We start from the raw sequence: 25,056 nt of genomic DNA, 5'->3' as shown, positions 1-25,056 counted from the left end.
GCGCCAGGCATCGGGACACCAGCCCCGAACGGCCGGCCCGTGGACCACCGCATGGTTCGCGGTCGCCCTATCCCTGCCCGCGCCGGTCTGGCTCACAGGCACATCCTCCGCGCGCCGGGACGCAACCAGGCGGGGCTTGCCGGCATCGCCGGTCGGCGCGAGGTGGCAGGCAGGCGCGACAGGCGCCCGACACCACGCGGCCGTGCAGCCCCAGCCACACGCTTCGCCGCCCAGACGGAAGAGAGACCGTGCCATGACCAATCCCTGGGTCAGGACAAGAGCGACCGAAACGCCGGCAGGTCTCCTGGCTCGCGGGTCGTTGCGGGATGCACGCCTTCCCGGACGCTCTGTCCAGTGGCTGCCCTCATGGGCTCGTGCATCGCGCTATCCGCTTACAGTTGCAGGGACAGCCACGGAATAAGGGGCCAGGCCCCCGCACCGCATTCCCGATTAAGTTCCTTGCGGAACACCGGCGTCAGTTATGCAATGCACCAGCATGAACCGGCGCATCGATGATGCCCTAGTCGAAACATCGGGCTTCGCCAAGACATGGAATGTGTATCGGCAGTCCCGCTGCCGGCTCGACGCCCAAGGCATACCGACGGAGGATGCCGAAACGGAAACCGGAAGCAAGGAAAGCGACGCGGCGTCGGATACCGAAATTATGGCTGGGGCGGCAGGAGCCGCATCCAAGTTTTCTTGCCCCAGCAAAACCGCCGTTCCGATCGGTCGGATGGCTCCGCTCGATGTCATCATTGTAGCAGAGGAATGGAGCGGTTCGTCAACTGGGCAGAATCTACCTGCGTGTCGGCTCACTCCTATCCATCTTGGCTTGCTGTCTCACGCGACGACGGCTGTTAATTAGGCATCCCATGCGATAGGCACCAAGCCATATCGGACATAGATGATCGCTGTAGCCGCAAGTCATCTTGAAATTATGGGGGTACGGCAATGAAGCTCATGCTACGAACAGTCATTGAACGAAGCCCTACCAATCTAAAGCGCCATCTCAATGAAATTATAGCGCTATCGAATGGGGAGAAAGAGGCGCTCGGTTTTCTTCCCAATGCGGCCTACGAAGATGCGATCGTTCAAAAGCGCTTATTTGCAATGCTTGCTGATGATGACCGAGGTGAAAGTGTCGTCGTAGGTTACATATTGCATGGAGGCGTATTCCCTCATGCTCGCGTACAACAAGTCTGTACCAAGCCCGATTGGCGCAGACACAAAGTTGCGTCAGCATTGATCGATGCCCTTGTGGCCGATTTGGAACGTGCGGGCTTTCTCACTTTAAAAGCGAATGTCGCGGATGATTTGCCTCATGCGCAGGCTTTCTATGAACGGCAGGGATTTGAGGCGGTATCGTCGAAGGCCGGTGGCAGTGCGCGTGGCAGAACGATCGTGGTTCGCGTTCGAAATTTAGCTACCCCGAACCTGTTCTCCACCGTGCCTGCCATGATCGATCTCGGGCTGCCGAAACGCTTTGGAACTGAGGCGTCCTTTTACACCTTCGATCTCAACGTCCTTTTCGATCTGGTAAGGAACCGTCAAAGGCACGAATCCGCCTGCGCACTGTTTGGTGCGGCTTTAGATCATCGCATTCGGCTTGGTATTGCAGCCGAGTTTATCAACGAACTTAGGCGCACCTCGGTGAATCAAGGCAGCGACCCTGTGCTTCAGATGGCCTTGCAGATGCCAAGACTTCCTCCTCCCGTCGATGCCCAAAACCTTGAACGTCTTGCCACCGAAATCCATGAAATCGTATTTTCGAAAAGAAACAACCCCGGCGCAGGCTCGATCCAAGCCCGAAGTGACTCCCGCCATTTGGCACATTCTGCGCTATCTCGCGTCTCAGGATTCATAACCAGTGATGGGGCCTTATTGGAAGCCCGCGACGATCTCCTAAGCCAAATTGGTATAGATGTTGCGGGATTGGATGAACTCCTAACCTTGTTGCCGGACACCACCAGCCACCTTGAGTCGACCGAAAGGCGGGGTGAAGGTTTTGAATGTCGAACGCCGACCGTTGACGAAGCGGCTGCGTACCTGCGATCATCAGGGGTTCCTGCGAGCGTTATTGAAGATGTCTGCGGCGCTGTAATTGGCCGCGCAGCGGGTTGGCGCTCGGCAATCTGGGAAGGATCAAAGATTGTCGCAACCGCCTGTTTGGCTTCATCCGTCTCAACATCTGGCGAAGCAAGGCTGGTTATAAATGTAGACTCTGGCCATCTCGATCGGGAGCTTTACGCGGAACATCTACTGGATGCTGCCGTCAAGCACACGTGCGGAAGCAATCCCGCTGCGATACGCCTGCTGAATGTGCCAGGGCAACCAACCGTCGGAGCGCTTGCAGCGATCCGTGGGTTCGTCCCCACAGGCAATGGGCACGATCTGGTAAAAGTCGCAATCGGCCAGCCAGTCACACAGGAAGGATGGGATACGGTAAGACAGGCAACCCGTCGCAAGACCGGGTTGGGATTGCCGATGCAATGGCCCAATTTTCGAGACAATGAAGGCGATGGGCGGAGCATCACCGTAACGAATGGCGCTGGGCAGCCCCTGATCCTTTCACCAGAGCGTTTTGAGGATATGTTTGGGCCGACCATTTATCTTTGGCCGGGCAGAGAGGCCGTGATTGTCCCTATCCAGCGTGTCTATGCCGATGAATTGTTGGGAACAAACAGGCAGACACGCCTCTCGTTCATAGAGGATCGCAATGCGTCCTTCCTGTCGCGTAGGACATATGTGAATACGCCCCGCGCTCGAAATGCTATGCGACCGGGCCTTCCGATTTTATTCTATGAATCCGGAAAAAATGGCGGGCGAAGTGCGGTCGTTGCGGTGGCCCGGATTGTAGATTCCGTTCTTGCCTCTAAGGAGGCCGCTTCAGGAGATGCCGCGCGAAGGGTGGTGGTCGACGACCTTTCGGACTTTTCTTCGATGGATGAAGTGCTGATGACGACTTTTGATAATTTGATCGCGTTCCCGAAGCCCATTAGCTTTGCCTGCTTGAAAGAGTTTGGGGCCGTCGGAGCCAGCAATCTGATATCTGCGACCGCCCTATCTCATGAGAATTTGGTTCGCATTATCGAGGCCGCGTGGAGCAAATGACGCCCGATAGCGACGCAATAATCTCAATTCATCCACGCTATGCTAACGCCATCCTAGATGGCGCAAAAACTGTCGAGCTTCGTCGCCGAATACCCACTGTCTCTATTGGCACCCGCTTATGGATTTATGCCACTCGGCCGGTCGGAGCTGTGATTGGGATGGCAACGGTCGAACGCATCGTACGGGGGCAGCCAGCAGATATATGGTCGGAGTTCGGGGATCAGGCGGGAATTGATCGCGTGAATTTCGACGCATATTTCGACGGTGCCGAGGAAGCTATTGTTTTGATTTTGGCAAACGCGCGACGCAGCGCCGAGTATGTCGAGATAGAGCAATTACGCCTTTTGCGCGAAGGCTTCCACCCGCCTCAGGTGATGATGGCGATCACCAGCCATGAAGCCCAACAGTTGCATCGTCTAGCTGGGTCGGCAGAAGATAGGTTTATTCATCCTTGAGGGAGATAACAGGTGATAATGCTGCGGCTATCACCGGCCGCTCAATCCCTTGAGTCAAATTCAGGTCAGAGCAGGTCTTGCCCGCTCACCAAAAGCCATCCCCCATCTGATAGCGCCTACCCAATGCAATCCGCTGATGTCTGGCAGTTGTAGCGAAAACCGCTTGGCACTATGCAACTGGTTAAGATTTGGTTGACTCCACCGCCAAAAACTATCATTATGATAGGTATTATGGCATCGGCTACAAACACAGTTTTGCAGTTTTGCCTCCCGTTTGAGGGGGTACAAGATCGCGTGCGCGACGCTGCTGAAGCTGGTTCCGTGCTGTTTATGGCCCACGCCCGGCTTGCAATGGATCGTTTTGACATCAGCGATATTCTGGTCATCAGAGCGCTCAAGCGATGCCAGTTGGTAGGCAGGGCTCAGCAAGGTAACTCAAGGGGAGAATGGCGGTGCAGCGTATGCTTCAACAACAAAGGATTCCGCGCAGGCGGAGTCATCTCGATCGCCGTAGTTGAAGGGAGGGTATTCGTCGAAGGCATCCAATGGGATCAAAAGCCATGAACAAGGAACTATTTTGCATCAGGGGCCGCAGCAATGATGGCCATCCTCGCCTCTATGAGGGGTGTGGACTTGAGAACATTTGGCTGGTCGACGGTTTTTCTATCGTTCATCGGAATGGTGAAGAACTGACGCAAGTTGAAGATGTTGAGGGCCTGCACAAGGCTATCTCCTTACATCTTGTGCGCTTCCGCAAAGCGCTGACCGGCCGAGAAATCAAATTTATTCGCCGTGCTATCGATATGACGCAAGGTGAACTGGCTCACCGACTTAGCACCGGCGTGCAGACAGTTGCGCGCTGGGAGAAAGACAAGGTGAATATTCCCGGTCCTGAAGATCGGCTTCTGAGGATCACGACGTTGTTGGCTTTGAGCGACCCAGCCAACTTCGCTACATTGATCTTGGAAATGCCTAAAAATCTAGAGGAACTGGATGAAGCGCCTGATCGCCCAGTCAGCTTTACCCACGTTGATACGGCTAATCGTGGCTGGATCGAAGCCGAACTGGAGGCTGCTTAACGAATAAAAGGGGGCCAGACTGGTAATCTGACCCCCTCCAATTTTCCTGCTCAGAACCACGGCCCCTGTGTAGGTGCGCGATCCAAAGCTCGGCGTAGCAGCATGTGCTTTAGCACAACGAGTATTAGGACGCAAAGATCATCGGGCCGCAATTTGATGGAGGCTTTCATGTCGCCACCTCCCCGCGGTAAGCGGTGGGTGTGTCGCCCGTGGAAGACCCTTCCAGATGGGACGCGTGTCTATGCTCGCCAATATGGCAAGCGTGCGTTCTGCTGGTTGGTCGACGACGAGTAACATGCCTACTCCCGGCCGCAGCTTTTGCTGCGGCCGGGACCCGAGTGGCAACTGAACGCCTCAGTTTATCTACGGAGGCCTATCATGAAAATTGGACGTGATGCCGGGACCGGCAAATTCATCACTGTGAAGCAAGCCCGCGCTAATAAGAAGGGGGCGGTTGTGGAAACAATTAAGCGCCCGGCGCCAACCAAGCCATCAAAAAAGTAGTCTTTATTACCGCAGTTTGGGGACGGGCCGCAAGGCCCGTCCTTTTTCATATGACGTACAGAGCCATGTCTGCATGCCTTGAACATGCCGGTGAGTTAGAGGGGCTACTTGACAGGTCAGTGAAACCCTTATGATGCCGGTGCCCTGCGGTCGAGCTGGAGGTCGGCGCACCGCTTTATCCCCGCCTCAATACCAATTTGCCCCTTTTGCACGCTCTATGTTCAAACATTTAAGACCAGCTCCCTACCCCCGTTTTCACTGACACCATCATTTGCGAGGGTTGGGGCAGTTCGATACGAAATCGCAATGAATATGTTGCCAATATGCAACAAATTTAGGCTGTCGCGCTAAAAAATGCATGGATTTTTCCTGTAGGGACCGACCAAGCTGCTTAAAAATCGTCCTGCCGCCTATATTGTCAGGCAACGGCAATACCCGCTGTTGCGTCGATCCAAAAAGGACGATGCTAATGACTGACCACTCTGCAATTTCACTGCCCAACTCTGTCAAATCCGAGTTCCGTGAACCATGGATCGAGAGGGGTACTCTTGGCCTGCTCCATCCTGCATTCTCCCGCCCAGTTCGACCTGCTCCGAAGTCTGGCGCAGACGAGCATAAGCAGATGCTCCGGCTTCATCGGAAGATGCGCGATGCGGCTGATTCCATGGAGATTCCGCGTGAGACAGCCGCGCTCGCCATTGCCCGCAAGTTGTGTGATGACCTTTATAGCCGGTCAAAAGCTGCACCTTCAAAGGCAATCCCGCACGAGCCAGCGCATCCCAACGACCCCGGTACTGTCCTTGTCGAAGCGCTGCGACATTTCTCCAACGCTGTGTTTGCTCCGTCTCCACTCGACGATCGTCCAGATGTGCCGTCGCTGAGACGGTTGCATGATCGCCTCGACGACTTTCTTTCGGGACCGCCCGTGCGGGACATCCGGCATAGCCCTTTGCATGCGCTACGCCTCATGACTGCGCGCCTCATCAGCTATTACGGCTGATAAATTCCATCTGCCCGGTCGGCATGATTGTGCGGCCGGGCAAATGGCAGGACCATGTCCCAGAGCAATCAACATATATTGTCAGACGCCAGCGAGCGCCGCCTTCGCATCGACAAAAGGAAGATGCAAATGAACGACTCTCCTACTATCAAGAGCCATATCGCCCGCCAACCGGGCATTACAGCCCGGCCCACCGCCATCGTCCACGGTCGCGAGATCGACCCCGACATGGAAAGCGATCGCTACCGCTTTCTTTCGCCTACGGAGCAGCGCATTGCCACCATGTGGCGAGACGGCGAAGACTTAGTTGACCGGCAGGGGCGAACGCGTGTTCCGCTGGGCAACGGCCCTATATCGCGACTGATTCGAGCAACCTACCCGTTGCAGCAACCCAAGCGAGTCGCCACCTCCAACGTAATTACATTGCCCGAATTCCAGCGGGCCTATGAAGCGGTCGCCCTGGCTAATGTTGAAGGCTTTGTGCTCAACACATTTCTGACGGTATCGTGGACAGTCGGCGGAGTGCATGGGGCTAGCCACATCCATTCGCTGCATGAGCGGCTGTTCGCAAGCATGCGCTCATGGGTCAGCGATGTGCAGCAAAGTGCCGGTATGCCCGAATTTCCTTTCGCTGCGATCTGGGTCAAGGAGGTTGGCAAGAAGTTGGGCCTGCATAGCCACTTCCTTCTGCATGTTCCAACCTCCTTGTTTCACCGATTTCGAGAATGGGCGCACAAGGCGACGAGGCATCTGCTGGAGCTACCGAAGCCCGATCCGCGAATGGCTGCATCAGCACTTCGCGTTGTGCATTGCAGTGGATTCGGAAACGACTGCGTTCAGCAATGGCGCGTGCTCAAATATCTCATGAAGGGCCTTGATGCAGATGCGGCTATGCCTTGCGTTCAATCCCATCACCATTTTCTGGTCGCCGAATTCGCCGGTCTCAAGCCTAGCAATCAGGGGACCGTTGCAGGCCCGCGCTTCGGACGATCGCGCGCGCTCGGCATATCGGCATTTCGAAAGGCCGAAGCTCGCTACGGCCGCTTCAATTTCTGGATAGAGGGAAAGGACCAGAACGACCTGCCCTATGACAACCGCTATCTCTCTCACGGCGAGCTGCATCGCCAGCTTGAACAAGTAAGCATTTAGGTGATCAGTTTTTGCGCGCCCATAGGTGCGCAGCAGATCGGGCGCTGCAAGATGTGCCGGAATCCGGGGGAATTTTGCAGAACCGGAGAAAATAGCAAAGAAACCGCAGAAAAATCTATTCTAACATATTGATATATAATGCTTATTTTCCCTTACTAGCGAAATGGGTGGGCGCTTGTTTCGCTAGCTATCGTTGAACCAAGGTCTTGGCGGGGTATTCAGGTGATCGAGGCGAACGCCATAATCACGCGGCGCCCAGCGTTCACGCCTCACCTTGCCGGACAGAGAAGCTCGAAAATCGCTACCGCGAATGGCATCGGGTTCAGGGTCGATGAATGCGCGATCGTCCTTGATGTCCCGGATGGTGCCGTACCCTTGAGAGCCGCGGCCGGTCCAAAAGAACACGCGATCGCCAACCTGAAACATTTGCTTCTTCCTATCGTCCGCACCCATCGGTTCCCGTCCTCGGCATCTTGCACGCTCAGGCGACGATCTGTGCCTTCCGAGGGGGGTCACAAAGAAGATATGATGTGGACGCGGTCCGATGCGAGCGCATGGCCACACGGCGACGAAGATGTAAATCAGCCCCAAAGGCAGATTTGATGATCTTCGTTGCTCCAGCATGCGCCGTTACGCGACATGGTGCCGAGTTCGTCCTGCGCATGCGTAGAGCCTTTGCTTCCATTCCAATAGCCAACCCCAGATGCACCGTCCCGCACCAGCGTAGCAAAGTAGCCACCCGTCCCTTCTGGCGTGTCGTAGATGGAGAAGCTGCCTTCCTCGTCGAGGGAATAGAAGCAGGGGCCATCGATATAAGACTGACCTTTAATGACCAGCTTGCATCGGCCGGAGCGCAGGGCGTCCGCCGACGGAACCGCTTCGGCTGTCGTTCCATCTGGTTCGATGTCTTGGTGCAGCAAAGACGCGAAGCTCGGATCAGGTTCAGCAATTTCGATCCCATCCCGTGCCACCCGGTTCAACTGCACCTCGCCAATTGGGCGATTACAGGCTGGCGCGGGTGATGCTCCATCCCGCCGCTGAAACTCAAACGCTTCTTCGTGATCCGTGCCTGTCAACTGATCATGCCAGCTTGTTCGCATGATCCAGTCATTCCCGGCAGCCTCCCAAGCGATGGTTCGCCCTTGTTGCGACAGCAGATTGGCCATGGTGGAGAGCCGCGTCCCCAACGGCGTCAATCCGCTGTATATGCACAACGCCTGATAGTCTGCCGCAGGCTCTTGGACGGTAGCGGCGATCGGCGCGTTATTCGCATTCACGACATTTTCTGCCGCGGTTTGCGGAACAACGGTGGCATCATCACCCACTGGGTCAACGGAGGCGATCAAATATGTAAGCGCGACCAGAAGGGCCACGACCACGGCAATGACTACACGGCGTTTAGTGGCGCTCCCAGGAGGGGTGACGTCCAATTGGCCTAATTTGGCCATTTCACGATCATATTCGCGGTGGTCGATCACGCCGTCGCGCAGCAAGCCTTCCAACCTGTCTGAAGGATCAACCGTCCCGCTCATTGCGATTCCCCTGCCGCATTGCATTCAGTGACTTCGTACGGAGCCAATGGGCGATCATCATCTAGGCTGGCAATGAAGTAACTGCCCGGATAGTCTCCTACCGCAAACTCGATGGTAGCGTTTGGCTGAACTGTTCCAAGGGTCCAAGAGACATCACTGGATTGACGTCCTGCCTGAATATGCATCGGCTTGCTTGAAGCGTTGGTCAGTACCGCCTTCGAACCGACGCAGAAACTATTAGGGTTGGGGTTGTCTGCGAGTGATTCCCAAGTGTCCCGACCCGGACCTGCCAGAAATTGATCTGTAAACAGGAAGTCTGCTTCCTGCACCGGAGATGCCGCAAGTGGCGCTGCCATTTCGGCTTTCTGAGCCTGCCTTGCTTCTTCTATTTTGGCGCCGCGCGTGAGGAAATATGTTCCGAGCAATAGGATCGCCAACATTTGAATCCCGAAAAACCATCGGATGAACCGACGCACGCCTTTGCTCTTCTCGCGCCCCTCTTTGAACTGCGTTGCGAACGAACCCGACGAAGATGCCTTCAAACCTTCAACCGGCCTGTCCAACAATGCCGCTTTCTGGACGGCGAATTCCTCGTCTGAAAGGATGCCATCGGCCCTCAATTTGCCAAGGCGCTCCAAGGCGTCAATGCGATCTGTCATACGTCCCCCGATTCAGAGTTACATATTATAGTTGATAAACTTAGGGGTATTGCAAGCCCGATCAGGGCAGCATGGATATGCGTCGCCTGATCGGGTCTAACTTTAAACGCCTTCGCCTGAGCAAGGGCTGGACGCAGGAAGAGTTTGCTGAGCGTTCGGGTTTCAGTCAGCAATATGTTTCCGGTCTTGAGAGCGGTCGGCGCAACCCGACGATCGTGACGGTTTATGAACTGGCAATGGCGCTGGATGCGTCGCATTTAGACCTCCTTAAGCCTGATACTGAGGAGCTTAAGCGGTGATCCTGCCTGCTCGACTTGCATCTAAGGCATAACCTGACAGGGGTTTATCGCCGGTAAAGGCGGCATCCCGTTCGACAGGCAAGCCCAGAGCGCCACAGATGGCACTCAGTTCGCCCAAGCTCACGTAGCCCAGTTGAGGTTCACCGAGCCCAAGATCGCAAAGCCCGAATGCACGGTCATGATCCATGGGATCGATTTCTGTCAGTAGCCAGGTCGCCCCAGCGTCCGGGGTGAAGAGCTTCACCACCGGCGCTGGATCATGATGGCGACCTGCTGCACTGGCTCGACCATGTTCCAGCATCTGATCGAAGGCGATCTGATCGATGAAGGGCGGCTTCATGCTCAAGCGGCTTTCCCGATGAGGCTGAGCGGAGCCGGAGGCGGCGGAGCGATGTGCCAATCCTCGATCTTGTCGCGAAGGCAGGCTTCGACCGCCTCGATGACAATGCCCCAATTCAAATAGCGATCGAACAGGGCATAGGCTTCGTTCTTCGCACCTGCCCAACCCAGTGCTTCAACGAACTGCTCCAATTCGACATTCAGGAAAGAAGTTTGTCCCATACCGGGCGATGCAAGGAATTTGCTGTACAATGCCGCCCCCTGCTGGACATTGGCATTATGGCGCGGAGCGAGAAGCATGAAGTGGGTTTCGGCCCAATCGCCCCGCATCATTGCCGCTTGGGCAAGCAGATGCTCCCGGAACAGTTGCTGGAGTGGATTGACCCGCAGGGCGGCTTGCATGGGTTCTTTGAACAAGCCCGATGACTGGGCAAGGTCATGATATCGGGCGTTCAGTTCCGCAGGAGCAGGCTCGGTAAGGCTCTCGGAATATTTCACCTCAATGCCGATCATACCGCTGGCACCATCGCTGCGCTGATAGATAACCGCGACGTCGAAAGCGGTTCGGTCGCCGGTAAGGTCCACTGCCCGCCGTCCCGGTGAATGCTCGAACCAAACATGACGAACCGCAGCGATGTCGATGCCGGGGGCAATCGCCCGCATCACCTTGCCAGCAAGCGCCAGATCGAAACGAAGCGGCGCAAAGAGGTTAAATGCCAGCGGCATCGAACTGAGCAGATTGCTGTAGAGCCGCTGCCGGTCGATCAGCGCCCCGGCCTCCTGATAAATAACCTCACGGCGGGCCAGATGGGCCACGGCCGGGCCAAGGAAGTTGCGTCCGGAGGCGGCTGCCGACGTGCTGAGCAACGAGCCGACCTTGCGTTTGCGACCATCCCGTCCCTGATAGCTGCCGACAGGAAGACCCTGACGCTCGCGCCAGAAGGCTTGGAGCAGGCGGGCGCAGGCGCGGAAGCGCGTATCGAATTTCTCGTGGACGAAATGCGCTTTGAGCAGTTCGTCGGGTACGAGAGGAAGTTGGCCGATCGCGTGGCCGGGTTCTGGCGTCATGAATCCTCCATCATTCGCCGGAGATCATCCGGCAGGGAGGATTCGTTGATCGCCCTGTTATCTATGCAGAATTTGTCATAGGGCGGGGCTGTTCAAGACAGCCAATAGTGCGGCTAGGCCGGTCTGCTGGTATGCCGCCGATGCGCTGTCTCGATAGATTTTTCCGGTCGTGGGATAATAGCTGAGGCCGTCCGGGAGTTTGAGCTGGAAGGCTGAACCTATCGGACGCCGAACGTCGATCCCTTCGCCGATCAGCCTGTCGATGGCGGCAACCATGGCCAAAGCATCTGAGGGTTGGGCCTGCGCCGTAGGCATATTATCGAATTTCATATCTTCTTCCTTTCAATTCCCTCCGGAGGGGGAGGGAAAGGGGGAGAAGGGTATGGATAAAGGCAGGATAGTCAGGGAAGGCATAGTAAAGGGGGGTATGGCGCTGGAGCGCCAGAAAATATTGCGCCGGAGCGCAGACCGTGTCCAGCGTTTCAGTCGGCAACTCCCCCAGCGTTAGCGCTCATTTTTCCGTCAGGTAGGCAAGGTCGATACCTAGTTCGATGCTGTTGATGGCCAGCTTCAAATTGGCGACGGTAAGACCCTTGTTATAGCGCGCTGTTTCCCCAGCGGTGGCATGCCCTGTCACTTCATCGATCGTGGAGTCCGCAACGCCAGCCCTTTTCATGAAGGTCGTCGCGCTGTGGCGGAAGGAATGGAAATCAAGTCCTTCTGCATAAAGGCCCGTATCGCGGCGGTATCGCGTGAACCATTTCGAATAATTGTGACCAAGGCGATCATCTGCGCCGCCCGGCTGCAAATTCGGGAAGAGCAGCTTGTTTGAAGCCGCCCGCATCCGATCAGCGTAGTCCAGCAACCCCAGATCAATCAGCCTGTCATGGATTGGCACCTTACGGATCGCGTTGGAATTTTTGAGCTGGCGCCCGTCACCTTCCCTCAAATCGAAAACCCAGATGCCTTCCACCTGACGCACATCGTCCAGACGGAGCTGGCAGATTTCCTCCTGACGCATACCGGAGAATACCGCGATAAGAGGAAGCCAGAATTTTTCGTCACGAATGACAAGCTTGCCCGGCTTCGACCGCCGATGCTCTGACTGGCATCCTGTCCAGATTGGGGTACGAAATAACTCGCTAAGCGTCTCACTCGTCCACATCTGCCGCTGATCTCTGGCGCGCTTTGCCGCCGAAAACTTCCAGTTGTTGAAGATATTGATCGTCGCCTCGCCTTGCTCGATTGCTCTATCCCAGAGCGTGGAAAGCGCCGCAAAATGACGTTGCACGGTACGCGGTGAAAGGCGCGGAACGTCCCTACTTCGAGTCATTTCAACGATTTGCTCTGCTGTCAGACCGCGAAATTCAGCAGCCTTGCTGTAGTTGGCAGGCAGGTCTTCCAACAATGCCTTGAAACGCCCTGCATCGGCGCGAACATAATGATTGAGCGGTCGATCTCCGGAGAATATCGGAAATATGGAATAGGTCGCACGAGCTTGCTGATATGTTTGACGCTCCCAAACGGCTTTGCGCAGTTGGGCCTCCCGGAAAGTCTCCGCCGCCTCCGAGAATATGGGACCGATGACCACGGGTGGCGACCTGTCATGTTCATTGGACGGAGGAAATGCTGGCGGCTCAGGCTTTTCCCGCAAAGCTTGTAGGAGCAATTTGTCAGTCGGCTCGTAACTGAAATCGCCCTCGGCGCGGGCGCGCAGCGTTTCTGCAACCTCTACCCCGGCCCGGAGCATAGCTTGCCCGGTTTTGCGGACACTCAGCTTATCGAATTTCGCATCCAGCCCATACCGCCGTGCGAGCATGCTGGAAGTGATCTGCCTGACGGTTTCGTAAGCATTTTCGGCCAGATGCCGCTTCGCGTTGCTAGCCAAGATTCGATAATGTTCTGCCCGCGCCTCTCTGAACTGGTCGGGCATGTCAGCCATTAATCGATAATGGTCATCTCGCGCCAAAATGGTGGTGTAAAAATCCTTCACCAGCGCAGCGATGTCCTCATCGCTCAACGTCGACGCGCTTTCGACAGCCAAGAACAATTCCTCCGAACGCAGATACAGGCAGCGCGATAGGAAACGCGCTTCTCCTGCTTGATGCGTATGGAGGCTGCATGTCAATTCACGGCGCGCCAGCCGTTCCCGCAAGGGCTGCGGGACCACCCGCCGAAAGTGATAGATACCGCCGCGCCTGATCGTATTCGGGATGCCTCCCATCCGCACGAAGCCCCAACCTTGTAGCAGGGTTTTGTAGCAAATGCCCCACCACGGTTCCGGCGCCATCCGAAAATCAAGGTTTTGCGGTAGTTTGGGAGAAAACTGGCTGGGGCGGCAGGATTCGAACCTGCGCATGGCGGCATCAAAAGCCGCTGCCTTACCGCTTGGCGACGCCCCAGCAATGCGCCGATCCAAGTCAGCGCGGGACCGCCATATAGCGGCTGATGCACGAAAGAAAAGCCCTCCTGACGATGGACTTCGCCTTTCCCTTTCCTTCCCGCCCAACCCATCTTAGGGATCAACGCCACGCCCCCTCCCCTCCAGCCGGAAACCCGCGCCGATGTCCGTCCAAGCCCCCTCGCCCAGCCAGATCGCACCGGCCTCGCCGCTGTTCCTGCGCGAGGACGAAATCCGGCGCGGCATCGAGATGCTCTATTTCGGCTATTCCGCGCTCACCCGCTCGATCGACGAGGGGCTGGCGGCGCAGGGCCTGGGCCGCGCCCATCACCGCGCCCTTTATTTCATCTCGCGCCAGCCTGACCTGACGGTGAAGGATCTGCTGCGCCTGCTGGCAATCACCAAGCAATCGCTCGGCCGGGTGCTCAATGACCTGATCGAGCGCGGCTATATCGAGACCCGGCCGGGCAGCAGCGACCGGCGGCAGAAACTGCTGCGCCTCAGCGCCGCCGGCCGCGCACTGGAGGCCGAGCTTTTCCGCGCGCTGCGCGAGAAGATGGCGGCCGCCTATGCCCAGGCCGGACAGGGTTCCGTCACCGGTTTCTGGCGGGTGATGGAGGGTCTGATCCCCGATGCCGACCGGTCGATGGTGTTCGGCCTCAGCGGCGGCTGATCGCGAAACCACGCAACCTTATGGCCGCTGCCGCGCTTTTAGGAGCGTCGTGCGGAAAAGTGGGAACCGGTTTTCCGCTTAAAACGATGCGACAACAAGAGATTAGGCAGCGCCGCGTCAGATATGATGCGGCGCTGCCCAAGCCTTGCCAACGCAATGAGGAGACATCATGCGCGCACCCCTTCTGGCCATCACGGCCCTGTCCGCCCTGGGCCTGAGCCTGTCCGCCTGCTCGGAAAAGGCATCGGACAATCTGGAAAATGCCGGCTCCGCGATCGGCAATGACGTCAGCAACGCCGTCGACGATGCCGGCGCCAAGATCGACAACGGCCTCGACCGCGCGGGCGCCGCGATCGACAATGGCGCGGACCGGATCGGCGCCGCGACCGACCGGGCGGCCGACGACGCCAAGCGCGAGGGCAAGGAAGCCAAGCAGGATGTCGGTGCCTCGCTGGAGCAGGCCGGCAAGGATCTGCGCAACGACAGCCATTGAGACGTATCGGGCCTCCCCATGGGGAGGCCCGATTTCAGGCTGCGAGGCTATATCCCGGCGGCCTGGACGCGACTGGAAGTGGCCATTTCCATCTTCGTCATCCCGCCCCCTTTGACAGGCTCCGGACAGGCTTGATCCTGGATCGCTTGAGCGCTCCCCATCCGCCATAGCGCAGAATGGGTTCTGACTTTCGTCAGGATGACGCCTGTGGGGATTGTCGGATTTCGATCAAAAATTGCCGTTCATCCGCCGATTTCCAATCTCCAAATGCAGACGTGCAGCTTTCCGCTTCCGAACGACCAGGATCAGCCGATCTCCGATTGTCGGCTTATCGGCAGGCAGGCAGGCAGGCAGGCAGGCAGGCAGGCAGGCAGGCAGATAGTTGCTCATCCGCTGGAGAGTTGACCAGCAGTCAAAAATCCATGCTATTGGTCTACGCAGGGCCTTGCTGCCTCAACTTTTGCGCAAATCGGTTTGCGGCACATTGAAAGCCATCGGCTTCTGTCTCGATAAGATCGTAGAACTGTGAGTCAAACCGATCGAATTTTTCGACTGGTATGGCGTCCAGTTGTGTGTGTCTGGTCCGCCAGTCTCTAGGATAGGGCGTGCCTAACATCTGGCTCGCCTCTGCAAGGATTTTTGCAGTCGAAGTCATCCCCATGACGGCGAAACCTGCGGCGGCCTCGGGCGCCAAAACACCGCCATAGTTCTGGAAAAACTGCGCAAAGCCCCCGTTACATATCTCCGACTGCGCCAAATGGGCCGCATGCAAATGAACGAGAGCGGTCGGAATATCGGCAACGCTTACCAGATAGGCCTCCCCATCCTCATCAACGTTGATCGCTTCCCAGAAGGGCTCGATCATATGCCAGTAATCTTGTTGCATCTCGCATATCCCTCGCCGTCGCTCGCTCTTCTACCGACCGGCAAACGGCCAGAAGCGGACCTGTTCCCCCTCCCGCAAGCGGGAGGGGGTTAGGGGGTGGGCTGGACGGCGCGCAAGCCCACCCCGCTGCGACTAATGCGCTTCGCGCCTAAGTCTCGCTTCCCCTCCCGTTTACGGGAGGGGAATGGCAGCCCCCACCGATCCCGGCCATTCGTCCACGCTGCCTAGAACACCACGTTGCGCACGAAGCGCAGCAGGTCCGTTCCGCGATTGACGAAGACATAGGGGCGGTCGCTGCTGAAGATGAGGAAGTCGCCCGCCGCGATCGTGCGCGTGCCGGCATCCATCTCGACCGTCAGCACCCCTTCCACCACATAGAGCATCTCGTGCCAGTTGGCGGCGTCCGCCTCGGCCGGGTAGCGGTCGCCCGGCGCCAGCGACCAGGTCCATAGCTCCGCCTCGCGCGCGGCCGGGACCGTGCCGAGCAGGGTCGCACGGCTATGCACATCCTCGCCCTGCCAGGCGAGGGTATCGATCCGGCTATTGTCGGGCATGTCGGGCGCGCGCACGACATGGGAGAAACTGACGTCCAGCGCCTGCGCCAGCCGGTCGAGCGTCGACAGGCTGACATTGGCTTCCCCGCTCTCGATCCCCACCAGCATGCGTCGGCTGACGCCCGCCGCGCTGGCCAGCGCATCCTGGCTCAGCCCCTTGGCGGCGCGCAGGCGGCGGATATTGCCCGCGACATGGGAAAGAACGTCCGGGCGCGGGACTTCGACTTGACTGTGCAATATATTGCTCATAACGCGATGTGCATTATGTTGCACAATGCCGCCCTCGACAAGAGCCCTGCGCCCCGGCTGATGATCGGCCGTCCCGAACTCGCGCTGATCGGGATCACCGTGCTATGGGGCGCGACCTTCCTGATCGTGCATAATGCCATGCAGCAGAGCGGGCCGCTCTTTTTCGTGGGGATGCGCTTCGGCACGGCGGCGCTGCTCGCGCTGCCGCTCGCCTGGCCGGTGCTGCGCGGCCTGACGGCGCGCGAACTGCTGGCCGGGTCGATGATCGGCCTTGGCATCTTCTGCGGCTACACGCTCCAGACCTGGGCGCTGCAGACCATATCCAGCAGCACATCGGCCTTCATCACCGCCGCCTATGTGCCGCTGGTGCCGATCCTCCAATGGGCGATATTGCGGCGGCGACCGCGCTGGACCAGCTGGGTCGGCGTCGCGCTGGCCTTTGCCGGCCTGATCCTGATCGCCGCCCCGCGCGAGGGGCTGTCGCTGGGCAAGGGCGAGGCGCTGACGCTCATCAGCACCCTGGCGATCGCGCTGGAAATCATCTTCATCAGCCTGTGGGCCGGCAAGGTCGACATTGCCCGCGTCACGCTGGTGCAACTGGCGGTCACGTCGCTGCTCGCCTTCGGCCTGATGGCGCCGATGGGTGAGGCGATCCCGCCCTTTTCCTGGACGGTGATCCTGTCGGCCTGTGGCCTGGGCGCGATGACGGCGCTGATCCAGTTCGTGATGAACTGGGCGCAGCGCACCGTATCGCCGACCCGCGCGACCCTGATCTATGCCGGCGAGCCGGTCTGGGCCGGGATATTGGGCCGGATCGCGGGCGACCGCCAGCCCGCCACGGCGCTGGCCGGCGCGCTGCTGATCATCGCCGCCGTGATCGTGAGCGAACTGAAGTTCGAGCGGCGAGGCAAGAACTGATCCCCTCCCCCGGCCGCGCTTCGATCAGGCCCGCTTGAAGACCGGCGCGCGCTTTTCGAAAAAGGCCATGAACGCCTCCTGCGCTTCGGGCGAGGCCAGCGCTTCGCGGAACAGCCGGGCTTCTTCGGCAATGCGCGCCTGCAAGGCGGCGGGATCACCCTTCATCAGCCGGCGCGTCGCCATCAGCGCCTGGGGCGGCTTGGCCATCAACGCCGCCGCCTTGGCGCGGGCATGGTCGAGCAGCGCGTCTCCTGTCACGATCGCCGTCACGAAACCGGCGCGATCGGCCCCCTCCGCATCCATCGGTTCGCCCAGCATCAGCATCGCCGCCGCCCTGGCATGGCCCATGATCGCGGGCGCGAGCAGGCTGGAGCCGGCCTCCGGCACGATACCCAGATTGACGAAGGGCATGACGAAGCGCGCGTCGGGCGCGGCATAGACCAGATCGCAATGGAACAGCATCGTCGTGCCGACGCCCACGGCAAGCCCCTGCACCGCCGCGACGATCGGCTTGTCGAAGGCGGCAATCGCGCTGATGAAATCGAAGGCGGCAGCGCCGCCCTCCGGCCCGGCCATGAAGTCCTTGAGGTCATTACCGGCGCAAAAGGCGTCGCCCCGGCCCGCGAACAGCACTACGCCAATCTCCGGCCGGCTCGACGCATCGGCCAGCGCTGCAATCATCGCGCGGTACATCGGCCCGGTCAGCGCATTCTTCTTGTCGGGCCGGTCGATATGGATTTCGAGCACGCCGTTCGTCTCGATGATGGCGATATGGTCGCTCACGCAAATTCTCTCCCGATACTCTGTGCCAAGGCTGTTGGCCCAGAGGATGGGGCGGCGTCTATCCTTTTCCAAGCCCCTTCCCTATGCCCGGAAACATGATGACTCGCCTGCGCCTGATCCTCGATCCCTTCCTCGTCCTGCTGCTCTGCACCGTTGCCCTAGCGTCGGCCCTGCCCGCGCGCGGCCAGGGCGCCCATGTCGCGTCGATCGTTGCGGACGCGGGCATCGTGCTGCTTTTTTTCCTGCATGGGGCAAAATTGTCGCGCGAGGCGATCTGGGGTGGCGCCAAGGCCTGGCAACTCCATCTCGCGACTCTGGGCACGACCTTCCTCTTCTTCCCGCTGGTCGGCATCCTGCTGCAGCAGATCGGCGCGATCCCGGAGAATATGCGCGCGGGCCTGCTGTTCCTGGCGCTGCTGCCATCGACGGTGCAAAGCTCGATCGCCTTCACCGCGATTGCGCGCGGCAATGTCGCCGCTGCTGTCGTCAGCGCCTCCTTCTCCAACCTGCTCGGCATCGTGCTGACGCCGCTGCTGGTGGCATTGCTGATGCAGCGCGGCGGCAGCAACCTCATCTCCCTTTCCTCGGTCGAGGGGATCATGCTGCAATTGCTGCTGCCCTTCGTGCTCGGCCATCTTGCCCGTCCCTGGATCGGCGGCTTCGTGTCGCGGCACAAGACGCTGGTCGGCCGGGTCGATCGCACATCGATCCTGCTGGTGGTCTATTCCGCCTTCAGCGCGGCGGTGGTCGAAGGACTGTGGCACCGGGTCTCGCGCGCGGAGCTGGCGCTGCTCGCGCTGCTCTGCATCGCCATGCTGGTGATCGTGCTGCTCTTCACCTGGGGGCTTGGCCGGCTGCTCGGCTTTTCCCGCGAAGATGCGATCGTACTGCAATTTTGCGGCTCGAAGAAGAGCCTCGCCTCGGGCGTGCCGATCGCCGGCGTCCTCTTCCCCGCAGCGGCCGTCGGGCCGATCATCCTGCCGGTCATGCTGTTCCACCAGATTCAGCTGATGGCTTGTGCCCTGCTGGCACGGCGCTATGGGGCGCAGGCGGCCGATAGGGCCGATTCGCAGATGGCAACCATATCATGACCCAACCGATCCTGACCGACATTCCGATGGAGAGCTTCCTCTCCCATATCGACGCCGTGGCCGGCGCGATCGCCAAATCGGACTGGCGGCCCGACTATATTGTCGGCGTCGGGCGCGGCGGGCTGGTGCCGGCCACCTATCTGTCCCACGCCATCAGCCAGCCGATGCTGTCGGTCGACCTGTCGGCCCAGGTCGCGGGCTTTTGCGACGAACTGCTCGACAAGCTGGTGGCGATGGCGCTCGAAGGATCGCGCCTGCTGTTCGTCGACGACATCAATGACAGTGGCCGCACGATCAACCAGTTGCGCGCGGCGCTGGCCGGCGCGCCGGCCGATCATCTGCGCTTTGCCGTGCTGATCGACAATGTCAGCTCGGCCGCGAAGGTCGAATATCGCGCGACCACGATCGACCGCATCGTCACCAAGGACTGGTTCGTCTTCCCCTGGGAAGCGGTCGCCAGCCGCGCTTCGATCCTGTCCGACTGGGGCGAAGTGCCCGAACGGACCAACTGAAAATAGCTGTCACAAAAATATAATGGAAATTCCCTGCCCGCTCGTTATACAAGCGTACAACTGCAATGGGGCATGCGGGGTAGATGGGCGAGACGGGATGCGGACCGGATCCGGACGTGGGCTATAGCCTGCCGGCATGGACCTATAGCGATCCCGAATTTTTCGCCGTCGAAACCCGTCGCATCTTCCGCCCGAGCTGGCAGATCGTCGCCCATGACAGCGACCTGCCGGCGCCGGGCGATTTCCATGTGCTGGACTATCTTGGCGAGAGCATCATCGTCATCCGCGGGGATGACGGCGAAGCCCGCGCCTTTACCAACGTGTGCCGCCACCGCGGCGCGCGCCTAGTGGACGGGCCCTCGGGTCGCACCAGAAAGCTGGTCTGTCCCTACCATGCCTGGACCTATGGTCTGGACGGTTGCCTGACGGGCCTGCCAATGGCGGGCAGCTATGGCAATCTCGACCGGTCCAGGCATGGACTTTCCCCCGTCGATATCGAGAATTTCCACGGCTTCCTGTTCGTCCGGCTGGAGGATGATGGCGGACCGTCGGTGGCGCAGATGATGGCGCCCTATGTCGACGAGATCGCGCCCTATCGCTTTTCCGAACTGCGCGCGCTTGGCCGCGTCACGCTGCGCCCGCGTGCGGTGAACTGGAAGAATATCGGCGACAATTATTCCGATGGCCTGCATATCGCCGTCGCCCATCCCGGCCTCAAGCGGCTGATGGGCGATGGCTATGGCGTCGAAGCCAGCCTCTATGCCGACAAGATGTGGGGGCCGATCCTCGATCGCCCGTCCGCCAACCTGTCCGAGCGCGCCTATCAGCATTTCCTGCCGGCCGTCCCGCATCTGCCGCCCGATCGGCAGCGACTATGGACCTATTTCAAGCTCTGGCCCAATTTCGCCTTCGACATCTATCCCGACCAGGTCGATTTCATGCAGTGGCTGCCGGTCTCGCCGACGCAGACGCTGATCCGCGAGATCAGCTATGCGCTGCCCGACGACCGTAGGGAGATGAAGGCCGCGCGCTATCTCAACTGGCGCGTCAACCGCCAGGTCAATGCCGAGGATACGGCGCTTGTCGCCCGCGTGCAGGCCGGCATGGCGTCGGACAGTTTCACCGTCGGCCCCCTGAGCGACCAGGAAGTCGCGCTGCGCCATTTCTGCGCGCGGATGCGCACCATCATTCCGCAGGCGCGCCAGCATCGCGCGCCGAAAATGGGATGGTCTTTCGACTATCATGATTCTCGTCATTCCCGCGCAGGCGGGAATCCATCCCCCGACCTCACCTATGGGGAGATGGCTGGAGATGGATCCCCGCCTTCGCGGGGATGACGGCGCTTTTCCGGGGAGGGATATGTTGTGACCAAAGCCTATGACGCCGTCATCATCGGTGCGGGCCATAACGGCCTCGTCTGCGCCTTCTACCTCGCCCGTGCCGGCTACAAGGTGCGCATGGTGGAGCGCCGCGATGTCGTCGGCGGCGCGGCGGTGACCGAGGAATTTCACCCCGGCTTCCGCAACTCGACCGCCAGCTACACGGTCAGCCTGCTCAATCCCAAGGTCATCCGCGACATGAAGCTGGCCGATCATGGCTATCGCGTGATCGAGCGGCCGATCAGCAATTTCCTGCCCCAGCCCGATGGCGGCTATCTGAAACTGGGCGGCGGGCTGGAGCGAACCCAGGCCGAGTTTGCCCGGTTCAGCGCGCGCGATGCTGCCACTCTGCCGGCCTATTATGACGCGCTGGAAGTGGTGGCCGACGTACTGCGCGACCTGGTGCTCAAAAGCCCGCCCAATGTCGGCGATGGCCTGACCATGGTGGTCGAGGCGCTGAAACAGGGCCGCCGCGTCGCCGGGCTCGATATCGAGCAACAGCGTGACGTGCTGGACCTGTTCACCAAATCGGCCCGAACCTTCCTCGACAGCTGGTTCGAGAGCGAGGCGGTCAAGGCCGCCTTCGGCTTCGACGCGGTGGTCGGCAATTTCGCTTCCCCCGACACGCCGGGCAGCGCCTATGTGCTGCTGCATCATGTGTTCGGCGAGGTGAACGGCAAGAAGGGCGCCTGGGGTCACAGCGTCGGCGGCATGGGCACCATCACCCAGGCCATGGCAAAGGTCGTGCAGGCGATGGGGGTCGAAATCAGCCTGGAAGCGCCGGTTGACCATATATTGGTCGATGGCGACCGCGCCGTCGGCGTGAAGCTGGCCAGCGGCGAGGAAGTGATGGGCGCCAGCATCATCGCCAATGTCGGCCCCAAGCTGCTCTACGAGCGAATGATGCAACCGGCCGACCTGCCCGCCGATTTTCTGAAACGGATCAAGGCGTTCAAGGCGGGATCGGGCACCTTCCGCATGAATGTCGCGCTCTCTGCCCTGCCCGACTTTACCTGCCTGCCCGGCATTGGCGAGCATCACCAGTCGGGCATCATCATCGCGCCGACGCTCGACTATATGGACCGCGCCTATCTGGATGCGAAGCGCGACGGCTGGTCGAAGGCGCCGATCGTCGAGATGCTGATACCCTCGACCATCGACGACAGCCTGGCGCCTGAGGGATGCCATGTCGCCAGCCTCTTCTGTCAGCAATTCGCCCCCCAACTGCCCGACGGGCGAAACTGGGACGATGAACGCGAGACAGCGGCCGACCATATCATCGCCACGGTCGAGGCGCAGGCGCCCGGCTTTGCGAAGAGCGTGATCGCCCGCCAGATCCATTCGCCGCTCGACCTGGAACGCAAGTTCGGCCTGGTCGGCGGTGACATCATGCACGGCAATCTGACGCTGGACCAGATGTGGGCGGCGCGGCCGGTGCTGGGCCATGGCGCGTATCGCGGGCCGCTGAAGGGCCTCTACATGTGCGGCGCGGGCTCCCATCCGGGCGGCGGCGTCACTGGTGCACCGGGCCATAATGCCGCGCGCGAGGTGCTGAAGGATCGCGCCCTGTGGGGGAAATGGCGCGGCCGGGCCTGATCGGGTCTTTCCCCGCCTTGCCCCAACCGAAAGCCTGGCCTAAAGACCCGGCTCATGCCCGACATCTTCATTCCTGATGCAACGCCCGAGCTGACTGGCCGGGCGCTGTTCCCGCACCGACACCTGCTGTCGATCGCCGACCTCAAGCCCTGGGAAATCCGTTTTCTGCTGGACGAGGCCGAACATTGGGCCCGCACCAACAAGGGCCAGGCGCGCAAGCATGACGACCGGCTGGCGGGCATGACCCAGATCAACGCCTTTTTCGAGAACAGCACCCGCACCCTGCTGTCGTTCGAGATCGCCGGTAAGCGGCTGGGCGCCGACGTCGTCAACATGCACGCCGGCCAGTCGAGCGTGAAGAAGGGCGAGACCCTCATCGACACGGCCATGACGCTCAACGCCATGGCCGCCGACGTCATCGTCATCCGCCATGCCAGTTCCGGCGCGGTCGCGCTGATCGCGGACAAGGTCGACTGCCCGGTGCTGAACGCGGGCGATGGCTGGCACCAGCATCCGACGCAGGCGCTGCTCGACGCGCTCACCATCCGCCGTCGCAAGGGCGGGTTCGAGGGGCTGGTGGTCGCCATCTGCGGCGATGTGCTGCACAGCCGCGTCGCCCGATCCAACATGCTCTGCCTCGCAGCACTGGGCGCGCAGGTGCGTGCGGTCGCCCCGCCCACCCTGCTGCCGCCCGAGGTCGAGATGCTAGGTGCTACCCCCTACACCCGCATGGAGGAAGGGCTGGAGGGCGCCGATGTCGTCATGATGCTGCGCCTGCAGAATGAGCGGATGGACGGCGCCTTCATCCCGTCGGCGCGCGAATATCATGCACTTTACGGGCTGACGCCCGAACGGCTGGCCATCGCCAAGCCCGATGCCCTGGTCATGCACCCCGGCCCGATGAACCGGGGCGTCGAGATCACCAGCACGGTGGCGGACGATCCGGATCGGTCGGCGATCACCGAACAGGTGGCGATGGGCGTGGCGGTGCGCATGGCCTGCCTGGATGTTTTGACGCGCCAGGCGCGCGGCGTGGAGGGATGGGCGTGAGCATCCCGACCAACAAGGAAAAAGAGATGGGCGTGAGCCGGATCGCAATCGTCAACGGCAAGCTGGCCGATCCGGCGGGTGACGCCCTTGTCCCCGGCACCGTCCTGATCGAGGATGACCGCATCCTGGCCACCGGCGCGGTCGACATTCCTGCCGATGCGCAGCAGGTCGATGCCGGCGGGCTGGTGGTCGCGCCGGGCCTGATCGATCTGGGCGTCTTCGCCACCGACAAGCCGGCCTTCCATTTCGGCGGCATCACCCGCGCCGCCCTGATGCCCGACCAGCGCGCGCCGCTGGACGAGGTCGGCCTGATCCGGGAAGCGACCCGCGCGGGCAAGCCCGACTTCTGGGTCCACCCGATCGCTGCCGCGACCCGTGGCCTCAAGGGCACGGAAATGGCCGAAATGGGCCTGATGCAGATCGCCGGGGCCAAGGCGGTCGGCACCGGTCGCCAGTGGATCGCCGATTCGGGCGTGATGCTGCGCATCCTCTCCTACGCTTCGGGGCTGGGCCTTACCGTCATCGCCCATGCCGAGGATGGCGGCCTGTCCGCCAAGGCGGTGGCGACCAGCGGCGAGACCGCGACGCGCCTGGGCCTGGCCCATGCCCCGGCCTGCGCCGAGGCGATGGCGATCGCGCGTGACATCATGCTGGCGCGCGAAACCGGCGCTGCCATCCATTTCCGCCTGGTCACGACCAAGGCCGGCTTCGACCTGATCCGCGCCGCCAAGGCGGAGGGGCTGAAGATCAGCTGTGGCATCAGCCCGGCCTATCTGTTCCTGAACGATCAGGCGATGACCGACTTCCGCACATTCGCACGCCTGTCGCCACCGCTGCGATCCGATGCCGACCGCCATGCCAGCATCGCCGCCGTCGCCGACGGCACGGTCGATGTCATCACATCGGGCCATGACCCGCGCGGGCCGGAGGACAAGCGCCTACCCTTCGCCGACGCGTCGCCCGGCATGGCCGGCGCCGAAACGCTGCTGGCGCTCTCGCTCAACCTGGTGCGCGAAGGCCATCTCAGCCTCAACCGGCTGATGACCCTGCTCAGCGCCAATCCGGCAAAGATACTGGGCGTCAACGCCGGCAGCTTTGCCCCCGGCAGCGCCGCCGACCTGATCCTGGTCGATCCCGACGCGCCATGGATCGTCGATTCGGCGAAGATGGCGGCCTCGGCCGGCAATACGCCGTTCGACAAGGTGCCGGTGCAGGGCCGCGCGCGCCGCATCATGAAGGGCGGGCAGTTTTTCTAGAGCCTGATCGTCGGAGGTGG

Annotated in this window: 27 protein-coding genes, 1 tRNA gene and 1 riboswitch; of the genes, 17 read left to right on the top strand and 11 right to left on the bottom strand. The window is 60.4% G+C overall.

Going from position 1 to position 25,056, the window contains the following annotated elements:
• Positions 1–276: 276 nt before the first annotated feature.
• A riboswitch (cobalamin riboswitch) is annotated at positions 277–489 on the bottom strand.
• A 7-nt stretch (positions 490–496) separates the two neighbouring features.
• The 7 genes from DIZ22_RS21595 (at position 497) to DIZ22_RS03275 (ending at position 7,298) form a co-directional block, all read left to right on the top strand.
• Positions 497–865, top strand: a complete 369-nt coding sequence (locus DIZ22_RS21595; RefSeq protein WP_164488844.1) for a hypothetical protein — start codon at positions 497–499, stop codon at positions 863–865.
• An 86-nt stretch (positions 866–951) separates the two neighbouring features.
• Positions 952–3,111: a GNAT family N-acetyltransferase gene (locus DIZ22_RS03295; protein WP_122927905.1), complete on the top strand. Its 2,160-nt coding sequence runs from the start codon at positions 952–954 to the stop codon at positions 3,109–3,111.
• The gene (locus tag DIZ22_RS22335; RefSeq protein WP_164488843.1) at positions 3,108–3,566 is read left to right on the top strand and encodes an ASCH domain-containing protein; all 459 of its coding nucleotides are present in this window, start codon (positions 3,108–3,110) and stop codon (positions 3,564–3,566) included. Before DIZ22_RS03295 ends, DIZ22_RS22335 begins: the two co-directional genes overlap by 4 nt.
• A gap of 294 nt (positions 3,567–3,860) precedes the next feature.
• The gene (locus DIZ22_RS21590) at positions 3,861–4,130 is read left to right on the top strand and encodes a hypothetical protein (protein WP_164488842.1); all 270 of its coding nucleotides are present in this window, start codon (positions 3,861–3,863) and stop codon (positions 4,128–4,130) included.
• Complete coding sequence (locus DIZ22_RS03285; RefSeq protein WP_122927903.1) at positions 4,127–4,645, top strand: helix-turn-helix domain-containing protein; 519 nt, start codon at positions 4,127–4,129, stop codon at positions 4,643–4,645. The genes DIZ22_RS21590 and DIZ22_RS03285 overlap by 4 nt, the downstream gene beginning before the upstream one ends.
• Positions 4,646–5,618: 973 nt before the next feature.
• A complete protein-coding gene (locus tag DIZ22_RS21585; RefSeq protein ID WP_206364613.1) occupies positions 5,619–6,149 on the top strand; it encodes a hypothetical protein in 531 nt (176 codons plus the stop codon).
• 54 nt (positions 6,150–6,203) lie between these two features.
• The gene (locus DIZ22_RS03275; protein WP_122927901.1) at positions 6,204–7,298 is read left to right on the top strand and encodes a hypothetical protein; all 1,095 of its coding nucleotides are present in this window, start codon (positions 6,204–6,206) and stop codon (positions 7,296–7,298) included.
• A gap of 183 nt (positions 7,299–7,481) precedes the next feature.
• Here the strand turns inward: DIZ22_RS03275 and DIZ22_RS03270 are convergent, their stop codons facing one another.
• The 3 genes from DIZ22_RS03270 to DIZ22_RS03260 form a co-directional block, all read right to left on the bottom strand.
• The gene (locus DIZ22_RS03270) at positions 7,482–7,751 is read right to left on the bottom strand and encodes a hypothetical protein (RefSeq protein ID WP_122927900.1); all 270 of its coding nucleotides are present in this window, start codon (positions 7,749–7,751) and stop codon (positions 7,482–7,484) included.
• 128 nt (positions 7,752–7,879) lie between these two features.
• Positions 7,880–8,830, bottom strand: coding sequence for a hypothetical protein (locus DIZ22_RS03265; protein WP_122927899.1), 951 nt, complete (start codon positions 8,828–8,830; stop codon positions 7,880–7,882).
• Positions 8,827–9,489, bottom strand: coding sequence for an SHOCT domain-containing protein (locus DIZ22_RS03260; RefSeq protein WP_122927898.1), 663 nt, complete (start codon positions 9,487–9,489; stop codon positions 8,827–8,829). The genes DIZ22_RS03265 and DIZ22_RS03260 overlap by 4 nt, the downstream gene beginning before the upstream one ends.
• A 77-nt stretch (positions 9,490–9,566) precedes the next feature.
• On the opposite strand from DIZ22_RS03260, the gene DIZ22_RS03255 reads away from it, so the two are divergent.
• Entirely contained in the window at positions 9,567–9,788 is a 222-nt protein-coding gene (locus DIZ22_RS03255; protein WP_346427717.1) for a helix-turn-helix transcriptional regulator, read from the top strand.
• Here the strand turns inward: DIZ22_RS03255 and DIZ22_RS03250 are convergent.
• The 5 genes from DIZ22_RS03250 to DIZ22_RS03230 form a co-directional block, all read right to left on the bottom strand.
• Positions 9,778–10,089 (bottom strand): DUF2958 domain-containing protein, encoded by a 312-nt coding sequence (locus DIZ22_RS03250; RefSeq protein ID WP_240626842.1) that lies wholly within the window; start codon positions 10,087–10,089, stop codon positions 9,778–9,780. The genes DIZ22_RS03255 and DIZ22_RS03250 overlap by 11 nt on opposite strands.
• 41 nt (positions 10,090–10,130) lie before the next feature.
• A complete protein-coding gene (locus tag DIZ22_RS03245; RefSeq protein WP_122927895.1) occupies positions 10,131–11,195 on the bottom strand; it encodes a hypothetical protein in 1,065 nt (354 codons plus the stop codon).
• 75 nt (positions 11,196–11,270) lie between these two features.
• Positions 11,271–11,525, bottom strand: coding sequence for a hypothetical protein (locus DIZ22_RS03240; protein ID WP_122927894.1), 255 nt, complete (start codon positions 11,523–11,525; stop codon positions 11,271–11,273).
• A 181-nt stretch (positions 11,526–11,706) separates the two neighbouring features.
• Positions 11,707–13,554, bottom strand: coding sequence for a site-specific integrase (locus tag DIZ22_RS03235; protein WP_122927893.1), 1,848 nt, complete (start codon positions 13,552–13,554; stop codon positions 11,707–11,709).
• Positions 13,523–13,597 (bottom strand) — tRNA-Gln (locus tag DIZ22_RS03230). The genes DIZ22_RS03235 and DIZ22_RS03230 overlap by 32 nt, the downstream gene beginning before the upstream one ends.
• A gap of 162 nt (positions 13,598–13,759) precedes the next feature.
• Between DIZ22_RS03230 and DIZ22_RS03225 the strand changes: the two genes are divergently transcribed.
• Together DIZ22_RS03225 and DIZ22_RS03220 are read left to right on the top strand one after the other, a co-directional pair.
• Positions 13,760–14,269 carry a MarR family transcriptional regulator gene (locus DIZ22_RS03225; protein WP_004207880.1) on the top strand — a complete coding sequence of 170 codons (510 nt, stop codon included), beginning with the start codon at positions 13,760–13,762 and terminating at the stop codon, positions 14,267–14,269.
• Between the two features lie 169 nt (positions 14,270–14,438).
• Positions 14,439–14,762 carry a hypothetical protein gene (locus tag DIZ22_RS03220; protein WP_010338154.1) on the top strand — a complete coding sequence of 108 codons (324 nt, stop codon included), beginning with the start codon at positions 14,439–14,441 and terminating at the stop codon, positions 14,760–14,762.
• Between the two features lie 433 nt (positions 14,763–15,195).
• Here DIZ22_RS03220 and DIZ22_RS03215 read toward each other — a convergent pair whose 3' ends face one another.
• Positions 15,196–15,648 carry a DUF4375 domain-containing protein gene (locus DIZ22_RS03215; protein WP_048937490.1) on the bottom strand — a complete coding sequence of 151 codons (453 nt, stop codon included), beginning with the start codon at positions 15,646–15,648 and terminating at the stop codon, positions 15,196–15,198.
• 224 nt (positions 15,649–15,872) lie between these two features.
• Entirely contained in the window at positions 15,873–16,439 is a 567-nt protein-coding gene (locus DIZ22_RS03210) for an XRE family transcriptional regulator (protein ID WP_234415625.1), read from the bottom strand.
• Between the two features lie 27 nt (positions 16,440–16,466).
• On the opposite strand from DIZ22_RS03210, the gene DIZ22_RS03205 reads away from it, so the two are divergent.
• Positions 16,467–17,369, top strand: a complete 903-nt coding sequence (locus DIZ22_RS03205; protein ID WP_048937488.1) for a DMT family transporter — start codon at positions 16,467–16,469, stop codon at positions 17,367–17,369.
• A gap of 24 nt (positions 17,370–17,393) precedes the next feature.
• Here the strand turns inward: DIZ22_RS03205 and DIZ22_RS03200 are convergent, their stop codons facing one another.
• On the bottom strand, positions 17,394–18,152 hold the full coding sequence (locus tag DIZ22_RS03200) for an enoyl-CoA hydratase (protein ID WP_010336334.1): 759 nt from the start codon (positions 18,150–18,152) through the stop codon (positions 17,394–17,396).
• A gap of 98 nt (positions 18,153–18,250) precedes the next feature.
• On the opposite strand from DIZ22_RS03200, the gene DIZ22_RS03195 reads away from it, so the two are divergent.
• From DIZ22_RS03195 to DIZ22_RS03170, 6 genes are all read left to right on the top strand, one after another.
• Entirely contained in the window at positions 18,251–19,243 is a 993-nt protein-coding gene (locus DIZ22_RS03195) for a bile acid:sodium symporter family protein (RefSeq protein ID WP_048937566.1), read from the top strand.
• On the top strand, positions 19,240–19,755 hold the full coding sequence (locus tag DIZ22_RS03190) for a phosphoribosyltransferase family protein (protein ID WP_048937487.1): 516 nt from the start codon (positions 19,240–19,242) through the stop codon (positions 19,753–19,755). Before DIZ22_RS03195 ends, DIZ22_RS03190 begins: the two co-directional genes overlap by 4 nt.
• Positions 19,756–19,838: 83 nt before the next feature.
• Positions 19,839–21,092: an aromatic ring-hydroxylating dioxygenase subunit alpha gene (locus DIZ22_RS03185; RefSeq protein WP_048937486.1), complete on the top strand. Its 1,254-nt coding sequence runs from the start codon at positions 19,839–19,841 to the stop codon at positions 21,090–21,092.
• A gap of 27 nt (positions 21,093–21,119) precedes the next feature.
• Entirely contained in the window at positions 21,120–22,730 is a 1,611-nt protein-coding gene (locus DIZ22_RS03180; protein ID WP_122927892.1) for an NAD(P)/FAD-dependent oxidoreductase, read from the top strand.
• Between the two features lie 54 nt (positions 22,731–22,784).
• A complete protein-coding gene (locus tag DIZ22_RS03175; protein WP_048937484.1) occupies positions 22,785–23,780 on the top strand; it encodes an aspartate carbamoyltransferase catalytic subunit in 996 nt (331 codons plus the stop codon).
• 32 nt (positions 23,781–23,812) lie between these two features.
• Entirely contained in the window at positions 23,813–25,036 is a 1,224-nt protein-coding gene (locus DIZ22_RS03170) for a dihydroorotase (RefSeq protein ID WP_048937565.1), read from the top strand.
• Positions 25,037–25,056: the final 20 nt, after the last annotated feature.

It is taken from the genome of Sphingobium sp. LF-16 (assembly GCF_003711185.1).
Lineage (GTDB): Bacteria > Pseudomonadota > Alphaproteobacteria > Sphingomonadales > Sphingomonadaceae > Sphingobium > Sphingobium yanoikuyae_A.
This window is presented reverse-complemented; position numbering and strand designations above follow the sequence as displayed.

Bases quoted from the DNA above. Each gene is read 5' to 3' on its own strand.
- DIZ22_RS21595 (WP_164488844.1), top strand. From the start codon at position 497: ATGAACCGGCGCATCGATGATGCCCTAGTCGAAACATCGGGCTTCGCC.
- DIZ22_RS03295 (WP_122927905.1), top strand. From the start codon at position 952: ATGAAGCTCATGCTACGAACAGTCATTGAACGAAGCCCTACCAATCTA.
- DIZ22_RS22335 (WP_164488843.1), top strand. From the start codon at position 3,108: ATGACGCCCGATAGCGACGCAATAATCTCAATTCATCCACGCTATGCT.
- DIZ22_RS03285 (WP_122927903.1), top strand. From the start codon at position 4,127: ATGAACAAGGAACTATTTTGCATCAGGGGCCGCAGCAATGATGGCCAT.
- DIZ22_RS21585 (WP_206364613.1), top strand. From the start codon at position 5,619: ATGACTGACCACTCTGCAATTTCACTGCCCAACTCTGTCAAATCCGAG.
- DIZ22_RS03275 (WP_122927901.1), top strand. From the start codon at position 6,204: ATGTCCCAGAGCAATCAACATATATTGTCAGACGCCAGCGAGCGCCGC.
- DIZ22_RS03270 (WP_122927900.1), bottom strand. From the start codon at position 7,751: ATGGGTGCGGACGATAGGAAGAAGCAAATGTTTCAGGTTGGCGATCGC.
- DIZ22_RS03265 (WP_122927899.1), bottom strand. From the start codon at position 8,830: ATGAGCGGGACGGTTGATCCTTCAGACAGGTTGGAAGGCTTGCTGCGC.
- DIZ22_RS03260 (WP_122927898.1), bottom strand. From the start codon at position 9,489: ATGACAGATCGCATTGACGCCTTGGAGCGCCTTGGCAAATTGAGGGCC.
- DIZ22_RS03255 (WP_346427717.1), top strand. From the start codon at position 9,567: ATGCGTCGCCTGATCGGGTCTAACTTTAAACGCCTTCGCCTGAGCAAG.
- DIZ22_RS03250 (WP_240626842.1), bottom strand. From the start codon at position 10,089: ATGCTGGAACATGGTCGAGCCAGTGCAGCAGGTCGCCATCATGATCCA.
- DIZ22_RS03245 (WP_122927895.1), bottom strand. From the start codon at position 11,195: ATGACGCCAGAACCCGGCCACGCGATCGGCCAACTTCCTCTCGTACCC.
- DIZ22_RS03240 (WP_122927894.1), bottom strand. From the start codon at position 11,525: ATGAAATTCGATAATATGCCTACGGCGCAGGCCCAACCCTCAGATGCT.
- DIZ22_RS03235 (WP_122927893.1), bottom strand. From the start codon at position 13,554: ATGCGCAGGTTCGAATCCTGCCGCCCCAGCCAGTTTTCTCCCAAACTA.
- DIZ22_RS03225 (WP_004207880.1), top strand. From the start codon at position 13,760: ATGTCCGTCCAAGCCCCCTCGCCCAGCCAGATCGCACCGGCCTCGCCG.
- DIZ22_RS03220 (WP_010338154.1), top strand. From the start codon at position 14,439: ATGCGCGCACCCCTTCTGGCCATCACGGCCCTGTCCGCCCTGGGCCTG.
- DIZ22_RS03215 (WP_048937490.1), bottom strand. From the start codon at position 15,648: ATGCAACAAGATTACTGGCATATGATCGAGCCCTTCTGGGAAGCGATC.
- DIZ22_RS03205 (WP_048937488.1), top strand. From the start codon at position 16,467: ATGTTGCACAATGCCGCCCTCGACAAGAGCCCTGCGCCCCGGCTGATG.
- DIZ22_RS03195 (WP_048937566.1), top strand. From the start codon at position 18,251: ATGACTCGCCTGCGCCTGATCCTCGATCCCTTCCTCGTCCTGCTGCTC.
- DIZ22_RS03190 (WP_048937487.1), top strand. From the start codon at position 19,240: ATGACCCAACCGATCCTGACCGACATTCCGATGGAGAGCTTCCTCTCC.
- DIZ22_RS03185 (WP_048937486.1), top strand. From the start codon at position 19,839: ATGGGCGAGACGGGATGCGGACCGGATCCGGACGTGGGCTATAGCCTG.
- DIZ22_RS03175 (WP_048937484.1), top strand. From the start codon at position 22,785: ATGCCCGACATCTTCATTCCTGATGCAACGCCCGAGCTGACTGGCCGG.